The 15346-nt window shown below is 68.3% G+C and carries 15 protein-coding genes; 10 read left to right on the top strand and 5 right to left on the bottom strand.

Annotated elements, in window-relative coordinates:
- Positions 1 to 13: 13 nt before the first annotated feature.
- Positions 14 to 847, top strand: coding sequence for a mechanosensitive ion channel family protein (locus EL288_RS15780; protein WP_003809983.1), 834 nt, complete (start codon positions 14 to 16; stop codon positions 845 to 847).
- A 6-nt stretch (positions 848 to 853) separates the two neighbouring features.
- On the opposite strand, the gene EL288_RS15775 is transcribed toward EL288_RS15780, so the two are convergent.
- Complete coding sequence (locus tag EL288_RS15775) at positions 854 to 1612, bottom strand: IclR family transcriptional regulator (RefSeq protein WP_033459683.1); 759 nt, start codon at positions 1610 to 1612, stop codon at positions 854 to 856.
- Between the two features lie 161 nt (positions 1613 to 1773).
- Between EL288_RS15775 and EL288_RS15770 the strand changes: the two genes are divergently transcribed.
- Complete coding sequence (locus EL288_RS15770) at positions 1774 to 2766, top strand: tripartite tricarboxylate transporter substrate binding protein (protein WP_003809986.1); 993 nt, start codon at positions 1774 to 1776, stop codon at positions 2764 to 2766.
- Positions 2767 to 2921: 155 nt separating this feature from the next.
- Here EL288_RS15770 and EL288_RS15765 read toward each other — a convergent pair whose 3' ends face one another.
- Positions 2922 to 3698 carry an RNA methyltransferase gene (locus EL288_RS15765; RefSeq protein ID WP_003809988.1) on the bottom strand — a complete coding sequence of 259 codons (777 nt, stop codon included), beginning with the start codon at positions 3696 to 3698 and terminating at the stop codon, positions 2922 to 2924.
- Positions 3699 to 3805: 107 nt separating this feature from the next.
- On the opposite strand from EL288_RS15765, the gene EL288_RS15760 reads away from it, so the two are divergent.
- The 3 genes from EL288_RS15760 (at position 3806) to EL288_RS15750 (ending at position 7217) form a co-directional block, all read left to right on the top strand.
- Positions 3806 to 4588, top strand: a complete 783-nt coding sequence (locus EL288_RS15760; RefSeq protein ID WP_003809990.1) for an inositol monophosphatase family protein — start codon at positions 3806 to 3808, stop codon at positions 4586 to 4588.
- Between the two features lie 154 nt (positions 4589 to 4742).
- Positions 4743 to 6329: a TerC family protein gene (locus EL288_RS15755; protein ID WP_003809992.1), complete on the top strand. Its 1587-nt coding sequence runs from the start codon at positions 4743 to 4745 to the stop codon at positions 6327 to 6329.
- Between the two features lie 24 nt (positions 6330 to 6353).
- The gene (locus EL288_RS15750; RefSeq protein ID WP_003809994.1) at positions 6354 to 7217 is read left to right on the top strand and encodes an undecaprenyl-diphosphate phosphatase; all 864 of its coding nucleotides are present in this window, start codon (positions 6354 to 6356) and stop codon (positions 7215 to 7217) included.
- 154 nt (positions 7218 to 7371) lie between these two features.
- Here the strand turns inward: EL288_RS15750 and EL288_RS15745 are convergent, their stop codons facing one another.
- From EL288_RS15745 to EL288_RS15735, 3 genes are all read right to left on the bottom strand, one after another.
- Positions 7372 to 8148 (bottom strand): UDP-2,3-diacylglucosamine diphosphatase, encoded by a 777-nt coding sequence (locus tag EL288_RS15745; protein ID WP_003809997.1) that lies wholly within the window; start codon positions 8146 to 8148, stop codon positions 7372 to 7374.
- A complete protein-coding gene (locus EL288_RS15740; RefSeq protein ID WP_003809999.1) occupies positions 8141 to 8650 on the bottom strand; it encodes a peptidylprolyl isomerase in 510 nt (169 codons plus the stop codon). The genes EL288_RS15745 and EL288_RS15740 overlap by 8 nt, the downstream gene beginning before the upstream one ends.
- A gap of 128 nt (positions 8651 to 8778) precedes the next feature.
- The gene (locus EL288_RS15735) at positions 8779 to 9462 is read right to left on the bottom strand and encodes a tetratricopeptide repeat protein (RefSeq protein ID WP_003810001.1); all 684 of its coding nucleotides are present in this window, start codon (positions 9460 to 9462) and stop codon (positions 8779 to 8781) included.
- Positions 9463 to 9701: 239 nt separating this feature from the next.
- On the opposite strand from EL288_RS15735, the gene cysS reads away from it, so the two are divergent.
- From cysS to EL288_RS15710, 5 genes are all read left to right on the top strand, one after another.
- Positions 9702 to 11159: a cysteine--tRNA ligase gene (gene cysS, locus EL288_RS15730; RefSeq protein WP_003810003.1), complete on the top strand. Its 1458-nt coding sequence runs from the start codon at positions 9702 to 9704 to the stop codon at positions 11157 to 11159.
- A 20-nt stretch (positions 11160 to 11179) separates the two neighbouring features.
- The gene (locus EL288_RS15725) at positions 11180 to 11824 is read left to right on the top strand and encodes a DNA-3-methyladenine glycosylase family protein (RefSeq protein WP_003810006.1); all 645 of its coding nucleotides are present in this window, start codon (positions 11180 to 11182) and stop codon (positions 11822 to 11824) included.
- 36 nt (positions 11825 to 11860) lie between these two features.
- Positions 11861 to 12826, top strand: a complete 966-nt coding sequence (locus EL288_RS15720; RefSeq protein ID WP_003810007.1) for an acetyl-CoA carboxylase carboxyltransferase subunit alpha — start codon at positions 11861 to 11863, stop codon at positions 12824 to 12826.
- A 129-nt stretch (positions 12827 to 12955) separates the two neighbouring features.
- Positions 12956 to 13921 carry a tRNA lysidine(34) synthetase TilS gene (gene tilS, locus EL288_RS15715; protein WP_172452888.1) on the top strand — a complete coding sequence of 322 codons (966 nt, stop codon included), beginning with the start codon at positions 12956 to 12958 and terminating at the stop codon, positions 13919 to 13921.
- A 99-nt stretch (positions 13922 to 14020) separates the two neighbouring features.
- Complete coding sequence (locus tag EL288_RS15710; protein ID WP_010930633.1) at positions 14021 to 15286, top strand: aspartate kinase; 1266 nt, start codon at positions 14021 to 14023, stop codon at positions 15284 to 15286.
- Positions 15287 to 15346: the final 60 nt, after the last annotated feature.

Raw genomic sequence — 15346 nt, 5'->3', positions numbered from 1 at the left:
GACAGGAGCCCGCATGAAAGAAACCCTGAACGAAATCTCCACCCTGATGCCGCAGCTCGTCGACCTGGGAATCAACCTGGGCGTGGCATTGCTGATCCTCATCCTGGGCTGGTGGGCCTCGTCGCTCTTGGGCGGCTGGGTGCGGCGCGCCGCGCAGCGCTCGCCGCGCATCGATCCCACCATCGTGCCGATGTTCCAGAGCACGGTGATCTGGACGGTGCGCATTTTCACGCTGATCGCGGTGCTGGCCCGTTTCGGCGTGCAGACCGCCAGCCTGATCGCGGTGCTGGGCGCCGCCGGCCTGGCCGTGGGCCTGGCCCTGCAGGGCACGCTGCAGAACATCGCGGCGGGCATCATGCTGCTGATCCTGCGCCCGATCCGCGCCGGCGAGTACGTGGCCCTGAGTTCGGGCTCGGACGGCACCGTGGAGGAGGTGGGGCTGTTCCTGACGCGCCTGGTCCAGGTCGATGGCATCCACATCACCCTGCCCAACAGCACGGTCTGGAACGCCACCATCATCAATTACAGCCGCAACGCCAACCGGCGCCTGGATATCCCGGTGACGGTGCATTATGGCGACGACCTGGGCGAGGCCATCGCCAGGCTGGAGGCGCTGGTGCGCGGCCACGAGATGGTGCTGCAGGATCCCGCGCCCATCGTCAAGGCCAGCGAATACCGCGACAACGGCACGGTGGTCAATGTGCGCGTCTGGACCCAGGCCGCGCAATACTGGGACCTGCGCTGGGACCTGTTCCACCAGATCCGGCGCGCCCTGGGCGAGGCGGGGTTCCGCGCGCCCATCCCGGTGCGCGAGATCCAGGGCGGCGGCAAGGACGCGGCCGCCTGAGGCCCGCTACGCCTTGGGCGCCAGGCGCGCCAGTTCGGCGCCGATCCAGCCGGCGATCTCGCGCTGGCGTTGCGCCGGCATGCGGTCGATGATGGCGGTGACGCTGACGGCCAGCACGGGCGCGCCCTGCGCGTCGAGCAGCGCGCACCCCACGCCCAGCGCGCCGCGCACCGCGTGGTTGCCCACCACCGAGTAGCCGCGCGCGCGCGTGTTTTCGATCAGGCGGTGCATCTCTTGCGGCGTCATGCCGCCATATTCGTCCAGCCGGCCCGAGTTGCGCTGGACGATGGCGTGCGCTATCTCGTCGGGCAGGGCGGCCAGCAGCGCCATGCCGCCCGAGCCCACGCCCAGCGGCTGGCGCTTGCCGGCGTAAGTGGCCAGGATCTGCACGGGGTAGCTGCCGATTTCCCGGTGCAGGCTGACCGAGTCGTCGCCGTCCCGTACGACCAGGAACACCGCGTCGCCGGTGCGGTCGGCCAGCCGGCGCAGCACCGGCAGCATCTGGCGCACGCGCGGGTCGGGCGCCGCCAGGTCGGCGTCGGCCGCCAGCTGGGTGCGGTATTTCTTGGTGCCCCGCAGCGGGACCACCAGCCCGGCGTCCAGCAAGGCGGCCAGCAGGCGGTAGATGGTGGGGCGCTGGATGCCGGTCTGGCGCGCGATGTCGGTGACGCTCAGGCCGCGCGGGCCCTGGTCGCGCAGGGCGGCCAGTACCATCAGGCCGCGCCGCAGGGTGCGCGGGCCGGCACCGGAATCAGTCTCTTGCATGGTGCTTGGATATCGGATCGGGTATGCAGGGGCGGAACCAGGGAAAACCATCGTCCGCACAGTGGACTCTACCTTGCCCTGGCGCCTGTGTATAGCGCAAAATCACCGGCTAAACAATTCTTATACGTCCATTACATGGACATTTTTCAGGAGACCTTCCGATGACCAAAAGTCAGCTGCCTCGTCTCGGGCGTTTTGCCGTGCGCCTGTTTGCCGGCATCCTGGGCGCCGCCGCCATCAGCGCGACGGCCCATGCCGCCTATCCCGACAAGCCGGTGCGCATCGTGGTCGGCTTTTCCGCCGGCGGCACCACCGACGTGATCGCACGCATCATGGCCAAGGAACTGACCGAGGCGCTGGGCCAGTCGTTCGTGGTGGAGAACAAGCCGGGCGGCGGCAGCAACATCGCCACCGACTATGTGGCGCGCGCCACGCCGGATGGCTACACCTTGCTGTTCGTGGCGGTGACCAGCGCCATCAACCAGACGCTCTACAAGAACGTCAACTTCGACCTGACCAAGGATTTCGCGCCGGTCGCGCTGGGCGCCAAGGTGCCCAACATCCTGGTGCTCAACCCCTCGGTGCCGGTCAAGTCGGTGCAGGAGCTGGTGGCCTATGCCAAGGCCAACCCGGGCAAGCTGGCTTTCGCCTCGTCGGGCAGCGGCACCTCGATCCACATGGCCGGCGAGCTGTTCAAGCAGCGCGCCGGCATCGACGTGCTGCACGTGCCGTACAAGGGCAGCGCACCGGCGGTCACCGATCTGATCGGCGGCCAGGTGCAGTTCATGTTCGACAACATGCCGTCGTCGTGGCCGCATGTGCAGGCCGGCAAGCTGCGCGCGCTGGCGGTGACCACCACCGAGCGCTCGGCCAGCGCGCCCGACCTGCCGACCATGAAGGAATCGGGTTTCGAGAACTTCGACGTGTCGTCGTGGTTCGGCCTGATCGCCCCGGCCGGCACCCCGCCCGAAGTCGTGAACACGCTGAACGCGGCCATGGTCAAGGCGCTGGACAAGCCGGAGGTCCTGCAGTCGTACGAGAAGCTGGGCGCGGTGGCGCAGAAGACCACGCCGGCCGAGTTCGGCGCCTTCATCAAGTCCGAAGTGGAAGGCTGGGCCCCGGTGGTCAAGGCCTCGGGCGCCACGGTGGACTGACGGCCGGTCCGTCTCGAGCGTGAAGAAGACGCCCGCGAGGGCGTCTTTGCTTTTGGAGCCGTGCGGATGCCTGTCCCGGCGGGGACAGGCACCCTTGCCGCTGGAGTCGCTCTCCGTGTGGGGACAGGCACCCCACCGGCGCGCCGGGAAGGGGGTTATTTCGGGCGGTTCGGGGCGATCATGGCAGTGCACACGCCGCGCAGCATGTCCACTTCGTCGCGGCTGAGCGCGCTGCGCGTGAGCAGGTGCTTCATGCGCGGCATTAGTTTCTTGGGATGCGCGGGGTCGAGAAAGCCCACGGCGACCAGCGCCTGCTCCCAGTGCGCCAGCAGGGCCTGGACGGCCGCGCCGTCGGCCGGGGCGGCGCCCGGGTTGGCCTGCTGGGCCGACGAGGCCGGCAGCAGCGACTGGCCGGTGCCGGCCAGCAGGGCATAGCGCAGCTCCCAGGCGGCCAGTTGCAGGGCCTGGGCGACGTTCAGCGAGCTGTATTGCGGGTTGGCCGGGATATGGCAAATACGGTGACAGAGCTCGATCTGGGCATTGGTCAGCCCGGCGCGCTCGGTGCCCAGAACGATCGCCACCACGCCCGCCTCGGTGTCGTCCAGGTGGCGCCGGGCCAGGCCGGCCGCTTCGCGGATGTCGCAGGGGGGCGGGCCCAGGTCGCGCACCCGCGCGGTCAGGGCGAAGGCCAGGGTGACCGGGGCCAGCGCTTCTTCCAGCGTGTCGTGGACGGCGGCGCGCTCCAGCACGTCGAGCGCCCCGCTGGCCAGCGCCACGGCCTCCGGCTGGGCGGTCATGTCGGGAAAACGGGGGGCGACCAGGACCAATTCGCCAAAGCCCATGGTCTTGATCGCGCGGGCCGCCGAACCCACGTTGCCAGGGTGGCTGGGCTGGGTCATGATGAACCGAACGCGTGAAAATGCTTGAGTCATTTAAAATGCCATGTTTGGCTTAGCGCCTTCCTGGTTTCCGATTGTATTGGCCGCGTGTTTTTCCGGCTTGCAAGGCGGCCGCCCTCACTGCGTTTGTACGGAATTCTATGCATCCGATGCTCAATACCGCCATCAAGGCGGCCCGGCGTGCCGGCACCATCATCAACCGCGCCAGTCTCGACCTGGAGCGCCTTACCGTGGCCCGCAAGGGGCCGCGCGATTATGTCACGGAAGTCGACCGCGCCTCCGAGGAGGCGATCGTCGAAGTCCTGCGCACGGCCTATCCCGACCATGCGGTGCTGGGCGAGGAGTTCGGCCTGCAGGGGCCCGAGCAGGCCGAGTTCCAGTGGATCATCGATCCGCTGGACGGCACCACCAACTATATCCATGGCCTGCCCAATTACGCGGTCTCGATCGCCTTGCTGCATCGCCGCCAGGTGACGCAGGCGGTGGTCTACGATCCGTCGCGCAACGAGCTGTTCACCGCCAGCCGCGGCAGCGGCACGTTCCTGAACGATCGCCGGGTGCGCGTGTCGGGCCGCATCCGCTACCACGACGCGCTGCTGGGCGCGCACTGGCCGCACTCGACCGACCCCGACCAGGGCTCGGGCCGTTTCCGCGCCATGGCCGAGGGCAGCGCCGGCGTGCGCCGGCTGGGATCGACCGTGCTGGACCTGGCCTACGTGGCCTGCGGCCGCCTCGACGGCTTTTGCGGCGTGGGCCTCAAGCCCTGGGACGTGGCCGCCGGCAGCCTGCTGGTGCTGGAAGCCGGCGGCCTGCTTGCCGACTTCGACGGCGAGCAGGGCTGGCTGGACACCGGCAACGTGCTGGCGGGCACGCCCAAGGTCTTCACCCACATGCTCACTGCGCTGCAGCCCCGTACGGCTTGATGCGCCATACGCCGGCTGATCGGCCGGCAGGCCGCGCCCACGCTGGATGCGCGGTCGCCGGGCCGCGCCGGCGCAGGCGCGGCCGAGCGCCGTCACCGGCGTGTCATGGCATTTCCATGTACGATTACCGGTTCCAAAACTTCCGGAGCTCCTGATGGAGTGGCTGCAGGACCCCGCCGCGTGGGTCGGCCTGCTTACCTTGGTCGTCCTCGAAATCGTACTGGGGATCGACAACCTTATCTTCATAGCCATCCTGGCGGACAAGCTGCCCCCCGCGCAGCGCGACCGCGCGCGCATCGTCGGGCTGAGCCTGGCGCTGCTCATGCGCCTGGGCCTGCTGTCAGTGATGTCCTGGCTGGTCACGCTGACCACGCCGTGGTTCTCCGTGGGACCGATGTCGTTTTCCGGCCGGGACCTGATTCTCATGCTGGGCGGCCTGTTCCTGCTCTTCAAGGGCACCATGGAGCTGCACGAACGCATCGAAGGCGGCCAGAGCCTGGACACGGGCGGTCCGCGCGTCTATGCCAGCTTCTGGGTCATCGTGACCCAGATCGTGGTGCTGGACGCGGTGTTCTCGCTGGATTCGGTCATCACCGCGGTGGGCATGGTGGACCACCTGGCCATCATGATGATCGCCGTCATCATCGCCATCGGCATCATGCTGCTGGCGTCCAAGCCGTTGACGCGCTTCGTCAACGCGCACCCCACGGTGGTGGTGCTGTGCCTGGGCTTTCTGCTGATGATCGGCTTTTCGCTGCTGGCCGAGAGCTTCGGCTTCAAGGTGCCCAAGGGCTACCTGTATGCCGCCATCGGCTTTTCCGTGGCCATCGAGGCGCTCAACCAGGTGGCGCGCCGCAACCTGCTCAAGCTGGACGCGCGCCGTCCGATGCGCGAGCGCACCGCCACGGCGGTGCTGCGCATGCTGGGCAAGCGCCCGCCCGCCAGCGACGAGTCCGACCTGCCCAGCGCCATGCCCGCCGTGCCGGCGTTCGGCGTGGAAGAGCGCAACATGGTCAGCGGCGTGCTGACGCTGGCCGAACGTTCCATCCGCTCCATCATGACGCCGCGCACCGATGTGTCGTGGGTCAATATCGATGATGACGCTGCCACCATCCGCCAGCAGCTGACCGCCGCGCCGCACAGTTTCTTCCCGGTGTGCCGGGGCTCGCTGGACGAAGTGGTGGGCATCGGCCGCGCCAAGGACCTGGTGGCCGACCTGATCACGGAAGGGCGGGTGCGCCGCAATCGCCTGCGCGACCCCATCATCGTGCACGAGTCGATCGGCATCCTGCGCCTGATGGACACCCTCAAGCGTTCGCGCGGCCAGCTGGTGCTGGTGGCCGACGAGTTCGGCGCCATCGAAGGGCTGGTGACGCCCATCGACGTATTCGAGGCCATCGCCGGCGAGTTCCCCGACGAGGATGAACTGCCCGACATCGTCGCCGAAAGCGAAAATGTCTGGAAGGTAGACGGCGCCGCCGACCTGCACCACCTGGAGCAGGTGCTGGAGATCGAGGGGCTGATCGACGAGTCCGAGGACTACTCCACCCTGGCAGGCTATCTGCTGGCCCGTTTCGGCCATCTGCCCAAGCCCGGCGATACCTGCGAATTCGAAGGATCCCATCATCGGCGCGTGCGCTTCGAAGTGCTGCAGATGGATGGGCGGCGCGTGGCGCTGGTGCGGGTCGAGCGCCTGCCCTACGACACCGTCGACGAAAGCGAGGCGGCCGACGCCGATTAACCGTTCTTACCCGGATACTGATTAGTGACTGATAGCACGCTCCACCTGCTCAAGGCATTCTTTCTCGGCATCGTCGAAGGCCTGACCGAGTTCATCCCGGTGTCCAGCACCGGGCACCTGATCGTCATCGGCGACTGGATCAACTTCGCGTCCAGTTCGGGCAAGGTGTTCGAGGTGGTCATCCAGTTCGGCTCCATCCTGGCCGTGATGTGGATATTCCGGGCCCGCCTGTGGCAATTGATCCGCGGCACCCTGACCGGGGTGCGCCAGGAGGTCAATTTCACGCGCAACCTGCTGCTGGCGTTCCTGCCGGCGGCGGTCATCGGCGCCATCTTCATCAAGTCCATCAAGCAGGTCTTCTACCACCCCGGGGTGGTGGCGGTGACGCTGGTGGTGGGCGGGTTCATCATGCTGTGGGTCGAGCGGCGCGCGCCGCACACGCCGGGCGATGCGCCCGGCGCGGCCGACGATACCGCCTCGGACGAGCGCGCCACCGCCCATACGCTGGAGCAGATCAGCGCCAAGCAGGCGCTGGGCGTGGGCGTGGCGCAGTGCGTGGCCATGATCCCGGGTGTTTCGCGCTCGGGCGCCACCATCATCGGCGGCATGATCGCCGGCATCCAGCGCAAGACCGCCACCGAGTTCTCGTTCTTCCTGGCCATGCCGACCATGCTGGGCGCGGCGGTCTACGACCTGTACCGCAATATCGGCCTGCTCAGCCAGCACGACATGTCGGCCATCGCCGTGGGTTTCGTGGCGGCCTTTCTCAGTGCGCTGGTGGTAGTGCGCGCGGTGCTGCGCTTCGTGGCCAACCATACCTACCGCGTGTTCGCGTGGTACCGCATCGCCCTGGGCCTGGTGGTGGCCGCCTGGATCTACGCCAAATGAAAAAGAGCCTGTCCCGACGGGGACAGGCTCTTTTTCCCGGCGCGGATAGATACCGTCCCGGCCGTCAAGCGTTCATGGCGCATGACGGGGTGCCTGTCCCCGCGGGGACAGGCACCAGGATTCCTGCGAGGACAGGGGCCTCATGGCGGGGCCTTCAATCTTCGTCTTCGACCAGGTCGAAGCACTGCAGGCCATCGCGGTCGATGACCAGCCAGCCGCCGCGCGGCGGATCGGCGTGGTCGCAGTCCCAGTCCGGCAGCACCCAGCGTTCGCGCTTGCGGCCGTCGACCGACAGCACATGGCGCGCCGGCCGGTGGGTGTGGCCATGCACCAGCACATCGACGTCGGCCTCGCGCAGGGCGGCCTCGACGGCCGCGGGATTGACGTCCATGATTTCCATCGACTTGGCCTGGTTGGCCGCCTGGCTTTCGCCGCGGGCCTGCTCGGCCATGGCCAGCCGTTCGGGGATGCTCATGGCCAGGAACTGCGCCTGCCATTGCGGGTTGCGCACCATGGCGCGGAACTGCTGGTAGGCGCTGTCGTCGGTACAGTACTCGTCGCCGTGCGTGAGCAGGATGCGGCCGTAGTCGGTTTCGAGCAGCACCGGCTCGGGCAGCAGATGCGCGCCGAGCGCGTCGGCCAGCTCCTGGCCGATCAGGAAGTCGCGGTTGCCGCGGCCCAGGTAGACCGGAATGCGCCCGGCGGCCGCGCGGATGCCTTGCAGCACCGCCGCCAGCCAGGGCGGCGCGGCCCGGATGACGTCGTCCCCGATCCAGGCGTCAAAGATGTCGCCCGGAAGAAGCAGGGCCGACGCTTCGTCGGCGGCGGCCTGCAGCAGTCCCAGGAATGCTTCGGCGGTAGCCGGCGTGGCCGGCCCCAGGTGCAGGTCGGAAGCCAGCCACAACGGCCCCTGCAGCGCCAGCTTATTCAAGGACTTCGGCCTTTTCGATGATCACGTCCTCGGCCGGCACGTTCTGGTGGAAGCCACGGTTGCCGGTCTTGACGTTCTTGATCTTGTCGACCACCTCGGTGCCCTCGGTGACCACGCCGAACACGGCGTAGCCCCAGCCGTTGGGCGTGGGCGCGGTGAAGTTGAGGAAGTCGTTGTCGGACACGTTGATGAAGAACTGCGCGGTGGCCGAGTGCGGATCGCTGGTGCGGGCCATGGCGAGCGTGTATTTGTCGTTCTTCAGGCCGTTGTTGGCCTCGTTCTCGATGGGCGCCTTGGTGGGCTTTTGCTTCATGCCGGGCTCGAAGCCGCCGCCCTGGATCATGAAGCCGTCGATGACGCGGTGGAACACCGTGCCGTCATAGAAGCCGTCCTTGGTATAGGCGACGAAGTTTTCCACGCTCTTGGGCGCCTTTTCGGCATTCAGGGTGATGATGATGTCGCCCTGGTTGGTGTGCAGCTTGACGCGGGGATTCGTGCTCATGGATGAGGTGCCTTTTGAAGTAGGGGTGGAGTTGGCGGGCTGGGCGCCCGCGCCTGCGGGCAGCAGGGCTGCCAGCGCGATCGTGCACGCCGTCAGGCGCAGCATCTTAAGCGGAAAATGGCGGAACATCATTTGGGCTGTTTATCCTTCAACAGGGATTCGATTTCCTCGACGCGGGCCTTCATGCCCGGCACGCCGCGAGCCGCCTCCTGGCGGTAGGTGCGCAGGGCCATCATCAGCTGGATGTCGCCGAGGTTGGCGCGCGCGGCGGCGTAGTCGGGATTCGCGCGCAGGGCCATCTGTAGACTGTCCTGGGCGCGTTCGAGTTCACCGCGCGACGCATAGATGGCGGCCAGGTTGTTCCAGGGTTCGGGCAGCTCCGGGAATTGGTTCGTCATGTCACTGTATACCGCAATGGCCTCGTCGGCGCGACCCAGCGCGGCCAGCGCGCGGGCGTGCTGGAACATCAGCTGCACGTCGGCGCCGCGCTGGCCCTTGATGGCGGCCTCGCGCCGCTCGATCAGGCTGAGGGCCTCTTCGTTGGCGCCGCGGTTGAGCAGCTCCTCGATGCGGTCGGTGATCTGCGAGGGCGTGGGGTCCAGGCGCGTGTCCACGCCGGGCTTGGCGGCCTCCAGCAGGTTGGCCAGCCCCTGCCAGCCGCCTTCGGGCGGGTAGGGGTCCAGCTTGGTCTGGTTGGCGTAGCGGTTCTTGGCCGAGCCGCCGGCCATCGACTGCGCCAGCACGGGGGCGCTGGCCGATATGGCGATGGCCAGGGTCAGGAGGGCAGTGCAAAGGCGCGGCTTGGTGGTCACGATGGCATCCGTAGTAAGGCCCGGGGAACCGCGCGCTGCGCGTGCAGTCAGGCCGCTTGCTATACTTGACGATCGCCATTTTAGCCCTGGTTGCGTTTCAGGCTCGAGCGCGGCCGTGCAGGCTGTCCGGGCCGGCGCCATGTGCCTGCCGGCGGGCCCGCCGCGGCGCCCCGGGGCAGCCTGGGTGCGGCGGCGGTGCTGCCTTGCCCGCGCAACCTTTCCAACAATTCCAGAGCGCCATGCTGCACATCTACAACACGTTGTCGCGTACCAAAGAACCGTTCAAGCCGGCCCATGCCGGCCAGGTGCGCATGTACGTGTGTGGCATGACCGTCTACGACTATTGCCACCTCGGGCACGCCCGCATGCTGGTGGCCTTCGACGTGGTGCAGCGCTGGCTGCGCGCCAGCGGGCTGGCGGTCGACTACGTGCGCAACATCACCGACATCGACGACAAGATCATCCGCCGCGCGGTCGAGACCGGCCGGCGCATCGGCGAGGTCACCGAATACTACATCGCCGCCATGCACGCGGACGAACGCGCCCTGGGCGTGCAGCCGCCCGACCGCGAGCCGCGCGCCACGCAGTACGTGGGCGAGATGCTGGACATCATCGGCCGCCTGGAGAGCAAGGGCCTGGCCTACCGGGCCGAGGACGGCGATGTCAATTACGCGGTGCGCGGGTTCGCCGACTACGGCAAGCTGTCGGGCAAGTCGCTCGACGACCTGCGCGCCGGCGAGCGCGTCGCGGTGGGCTCGGCCAAGCGGGATCCGCTGGATTTCGTGCTGTGGAAGTCGGCCAAGCCGCAGGAGCCGGACGACACCAAATGGGAGTCGCCCTATGGGCTGGGCCGCCCGGGCTGGCATATCGAATGCTCGGCCATGAGCAAGACCCTGCTCGGCCTGCCGCTGGATATCCACGGCGGCGGTCCGGACCTGAAGTTTCCCCACCACGAGAACGAGATCGCCCAGACCGAGGGGGCGTTCGGCGGCGCGCTGGCCAATGTCTGGATGCATTGCGGTCCGCTGATGGTCGACGCCGACAAGATGTCGAAGTCGCTGGGCAACTTCCGCACCATCCGCCAGACCATCGCGCAGGGCGCGCTGTCGGACACGCAGGCCGAATACGCGGTCAATCCGCGCGAGGCCGAAATGCTGCGCTTTTTCATCGTGCGCAACCACTATCGCAGCCCGCAGAACTATGCGCCGGACAACCTGGTCGACGCGCAGAACGCGCTCGACCGGCTGTATCAGGCGCTGCAGAACACCGCGGCCGACGGCCAGGGCGTGGACTGGAGCGAGCCGCAGGCGCAGGCCTTCAAGGCCGCCATGGACGACGATTTCAACAGCTCCGGGGCGGTCGCCGCCCTGTTCGAGCTGGCCTCCGAGGCCAACCGCACCGGCAGCGCGCGCGCCGCCGGCCAGCTCAAGGCGCTGGGGGCGGTGCTGGGCCTGCTGCAGCAGGACCCGCCGGCCTATTTCCAGTCGCCCACGCGCTATTCGGCCGCCGCCCGCGAGCAGGGCGCGCCCGCCGCGGCGCTGGACGCCGCCGCCATCGAGGCGCGCATCGCCGAGCGCGCGGCCGCCAAGGCGGCGCGCGACTTCGCCCGCGCCGACGCGATCCGCGCCGAGCTGCGCGCGGCCGGCGTCGAGCTCGACGACAAGCCCGGCGGCCTGACGCAATGGCGTCGCGCTTGAGCCCCGGGAAACGCAGCTCCATGTCCAGCGCCGATATCGTCATCGTCAAGCCCGATTACTGGGACGACGCGGTTGCGCACCTGATGCGCCGCGACCGCATTCTCAAACGCATCATCCCCCAGCACGGTGAAACCTGGCTGACCTCGCGCGGCTCGCCGTTCGTGACGCTGGCGCGCGCCATCATCGGCCAGCAGATCTCGGTCAAGGCCGCCGACGCGCTGTGGCAGCGCTTCCTGGAGACCGTGGGCAAGCGCCCCACGCCGGCCACCGTGCTGCGCGCCGGGCTGCCGGCGCTGCGCGCGGCCGGCCTGTCGCAGCGCAAGGCCGAGTACCTGGTGGACCTGGCCACCCATTTCGGGCAACGCCTGGTGCATCCGGAGAAATGGGCCGCCATGGACGACGAGGCCGTCATCGCCGAGCTGGTCGCGATCCGCGGCATCGGCCGCTGGACGGCGGAGATGTTTTTGATTTTCAATCTGCAGCGCCCCGACGTCCTGCCGCTGGATGATCTTGGGCTGCTGAAGGCAATCTCGTTACACTATTTCAGCGGCGAGCCCGTTTCGCGCTTCGAGGCCCGTGAGGTCTCGCTGGCATGGCAGCCCTGGCGTACCGTGGCGACCTGGTATTTGTGGCGCAGTCTGGAACCGGCAGCGGTCCAGTACTGAACCGGCCAGGCCGCCCATCAACGGAACCTCACATACATGCGCAATACTTTCCTGGAATTCGAACAACCGCTCGCCGAGCTTGAGAACAAGATCGAGCAGCTGCGCTACGTGCAGGCCGACTCCGCGGTGGACATCTCCGACGAAATCGGCCGCCTGCAGCAAAAGAGCCAGAACCTGGCCAAGGAAATCTACGGCAAGCTGACGCCATGGCAGACCGCGCTGGTGGCGCGCCATCCGCAGCGCCCGTACACGCTGGACTACGTGCGCGAAATCTTCACCGACTTCCATGAGCTGCACGGCGACCGCATGTACGCCGACGACCAGTCCATCGTCGGCGGGCTGGCCCGCTTCAACGGCTCGGCCTGCATGGTCATCGGCCACCAGAAGGGCCGCGACACCAAGGAGCGCGCCGCGCGCAACTTCGGCATGCCGCGCCCCGAGGGCTACCGCAAGGCGCTGCGCCTGATGCGCCTGGCCGAGAAGTTCCGCCTGCCCATCTTCACCTTCATCGACACGCCGGGCGCCTATCCCGGCATCGGCGCCGAAGAGCGCGGCCAGTCCGAGGCGATTGGCCGCAACCTGTACGCCATGGCCGAGCTGAAGGTGCCGGTCATCTGCACCGTGATCGGCGAGGGCGGTTCGGGCGGCGCGCTGGCCATCGCGGTCGGCAACGCCGTGCTGATGCTGCAGTACGCAACCTATTCGGTGATTTCGCCCGAAGGCTGCGCGTCCATCCTGTGGCGCAGCGCCGACAAGGCGCCCGAGGCGGCCGAGGCGCTGGCCATCACCGCGCCGCGCCTGAAGGACCTGGGCCTGGTCGACCGCGTGGTCAACGAGCCGGTCGGCGGCGCCCACCGCGACCCGCGCGTGATGGCGCGCCTGCTGCGCCGGGCCCTGGGCGACGCCCTGCGCCAGCTGCAGGGCCTGGGGCCCGAGCAATTGGTCGACCAGCGCCTGCAGCGCCTGATGTCGTACGGGCGCTTCCAGGAAGTCCGCGCCTAGCGGCCGCGCGGGCTGGCCACGCCAGCCCGCCAGCGCGTCACGCCGGCGCCGACAGCCACCATGTCCACCTCCACCGCAGCGCCGGCTCCCTCTCTTTCCGATCTATGCCCCGCGGCCTTGCGCCGGCCGGTGGCGGCCGCCCTGCGCGCCCTGGATCCCGCGCCGGCGCGGCTGGCGGTGGCCGTCAGCGGCGGCGCCGATTCGGCCATGCTGGCCGTGGCGGCGGCCGCGGCCTTGCCGCCCGGCTGCACGCTGCGCCTGTTCCATGTCCACCATGGGCTGCAGGCGGCGGCCGACCAATGGGCTGCGCAGGTGCGCGGCCTGGGCGCGCTGCTGGGCGTGCCGGTGGACGAGGCGCGCGTCACCGTGCCGCCGGGCCAGGGGCTGGGCATGGAGGCCGCCGCCCGCCTGGCGCGCTACCAGGCCCTGGCCGGGCTGGCCCGCCAGCATGGCGTGCGGCATATCCTGCTGGCGCATCACCGCAACGACCAGGCGGAGACCGTCCTGCTGCGCCTGCTGCGCGGCACCGGCCTGCAGGGCATGGCGGCCATGGCGCCGCTCAGCGAGCGCGACGGCGTGGCCTACCTGCGGCCCTGGCTGGACGTCGACCGCGCAGCCATCCTGGCGCTGGCCGGCGCGGTGCGCGCGCAGTGCGGCTGGCAGGCGGTGCAGGATCCCACCAATACCGACCCGCGCTATGCGCGCGCCGCCGTGCGCACGCAGCTCGCCCCGGCGCTGGACGCGCGCTGGCCCGGCTGGCAGGCCATCGTGGCGCGCCATGCGCGCCAAATGGCCGAGGCGGCCGAGATCGTGGCCGAGGTGGCGCGGGCCGATTTCGATACGCTGGAGCCGGCCGATGCCGGCCGCAGTTTTTCGCTGGCGGCCTGGCGCGGCCTGTCGGCGGCGCGCCAGGCGCAGGCGTTGCGGCACTGGCTGGCCAGCCAGGACGCGCCGATGCCGACCGAGGCGCGGCTGGCGGAACTGCAGCGCCAGTTGCGCCAATTGCACGCGCTGGGCCACGACCGCCACTTGCGCTGGCAACACGCCGGGCGCGTCGTGCGCTGCGAGCGCGGCCGCGTCTGGATCGACGATTAGGGCCTGGCGCGCCGGCGCTGCGCAAATTTTTACCGTCGCGTTAAAATACTCAGCTTTGCCCGCCCAGACTCTATGCGGGCTTGTCAGCCAGAGTACGAGATGTCCCTGATCGTTCAAAAGTATGGCGGTACTTCGATGGGCTCGGTCGAGCGCATCAAGAACGTGGCGCGCCGCGTCGCGAAGTGGCATGCTGCCGGCCACAAGGTCGTGGTGGTGCCGTCGGCCATGGCGGGCGAGACCAATCGCCTGCTGAGCCTGGCGCGCGAAATCAGCCCGCAGCCCGACGGCCGCGAGCTCGACATGATCGCCGCCACCGGCGAGCAGGCCAGCAGCGGCATGCTCGCCATCGCCCTGCAGGCCGAGGGCGTGCCCGCACGCAGCTACGCGGGCTGGCAGGTGCCGGTGCGCACCGACTCGTCCTATACCAAGGCCCGCATCAAGTCGATCGACGACAAGCGCGTGCTGGCCGATCTGGACGCCGGCCGCGTGGTCATCGTGACGGGGTTCCAGGGCGTGGACGACGACGGGCACATCACCACGCTGGGCCGCGGCGGTTCGGATACCTCGGCGGTGGCCGTGGCGGCCGCCATCAAGGCCGACGAATGCCTGATCTTCACCGACGTCGACGGCGTGTACACCACCGATCCGCGCGTGGTGCCGGAAGCGCGCCGCATGGCGGTGGTGTCGTTCGAGGAAATGCTCGAAATGGCCTCGCTCGGCTCCAAGGTGCTGCAGATCCGCTCGGTCGAGTTCGCCGGCAAGTACCATGTTCCGACCCGCGTGCTGTCCTCGCTGACCGACCCGCTTATCCCGCTCGAAGAAGAAATGCGTTCGGGCACGCTGATTACTTTTGAGGAAGACGAAAAAATGGAAGCCGCCGTTGTCTCCGGCATCGCCTTCAGCCGCGACGAAGCCAAAATCACCCTGCTGGCCGTGCCGGACAAGCCGGGCATCGCCTATTCGATCCTGGGCCCGGTGGCTGCGGCCAATATCGATGTCGACATGATCGTGCAGAACCAGTCGGTGGCCGGTACGACCGACTTCTCGTTCACCGTCAATCGCAACGAATACCAGCGCACCCTGGACCTGCTCAAGCGCGAGGTCATCCCCGCGGTGAGCGCGCGCGAACTGGTCACCGACGAGAAGGTCGCCAAGGTGTCGATCGTCGGCATCGGCATGCGTTCGCACGTGGGCGTGGCCAGCCTGATGTTCCAGACGCTGTCGCAGGAAGGCATCAACATCCAGATGATCAGCACCAGCGAGATCAAGACCTCGGTGATCATCGACGACAAGTACATGGAACTGGCCGTGCGTTCGCTGCACAAGGCATTCGGCCTGGACCAGGTCCCGGGCGATCAGGTCTAGGAAAAGATCGGCACGATTTTTCGCTGTTCGGGGCAGGGCGCCTGCAGACGCAGTGGAAAT

Source organism: Bordetella bronchiseptica, assembly GCF_900636925.1.
GTDB classification, from domain to species: Bacteria; Pseudomonadota; Gammaproteobacteria; order Burkholderiales; family Burkholderiaceae_B; genus Bordetella; species Bordetella pertussis.
The sequence above is the reverse complement of the archived record's forward strand: the minus strand, read 5'-3'. Positions and strand labels throughout refer to the sequence as shown.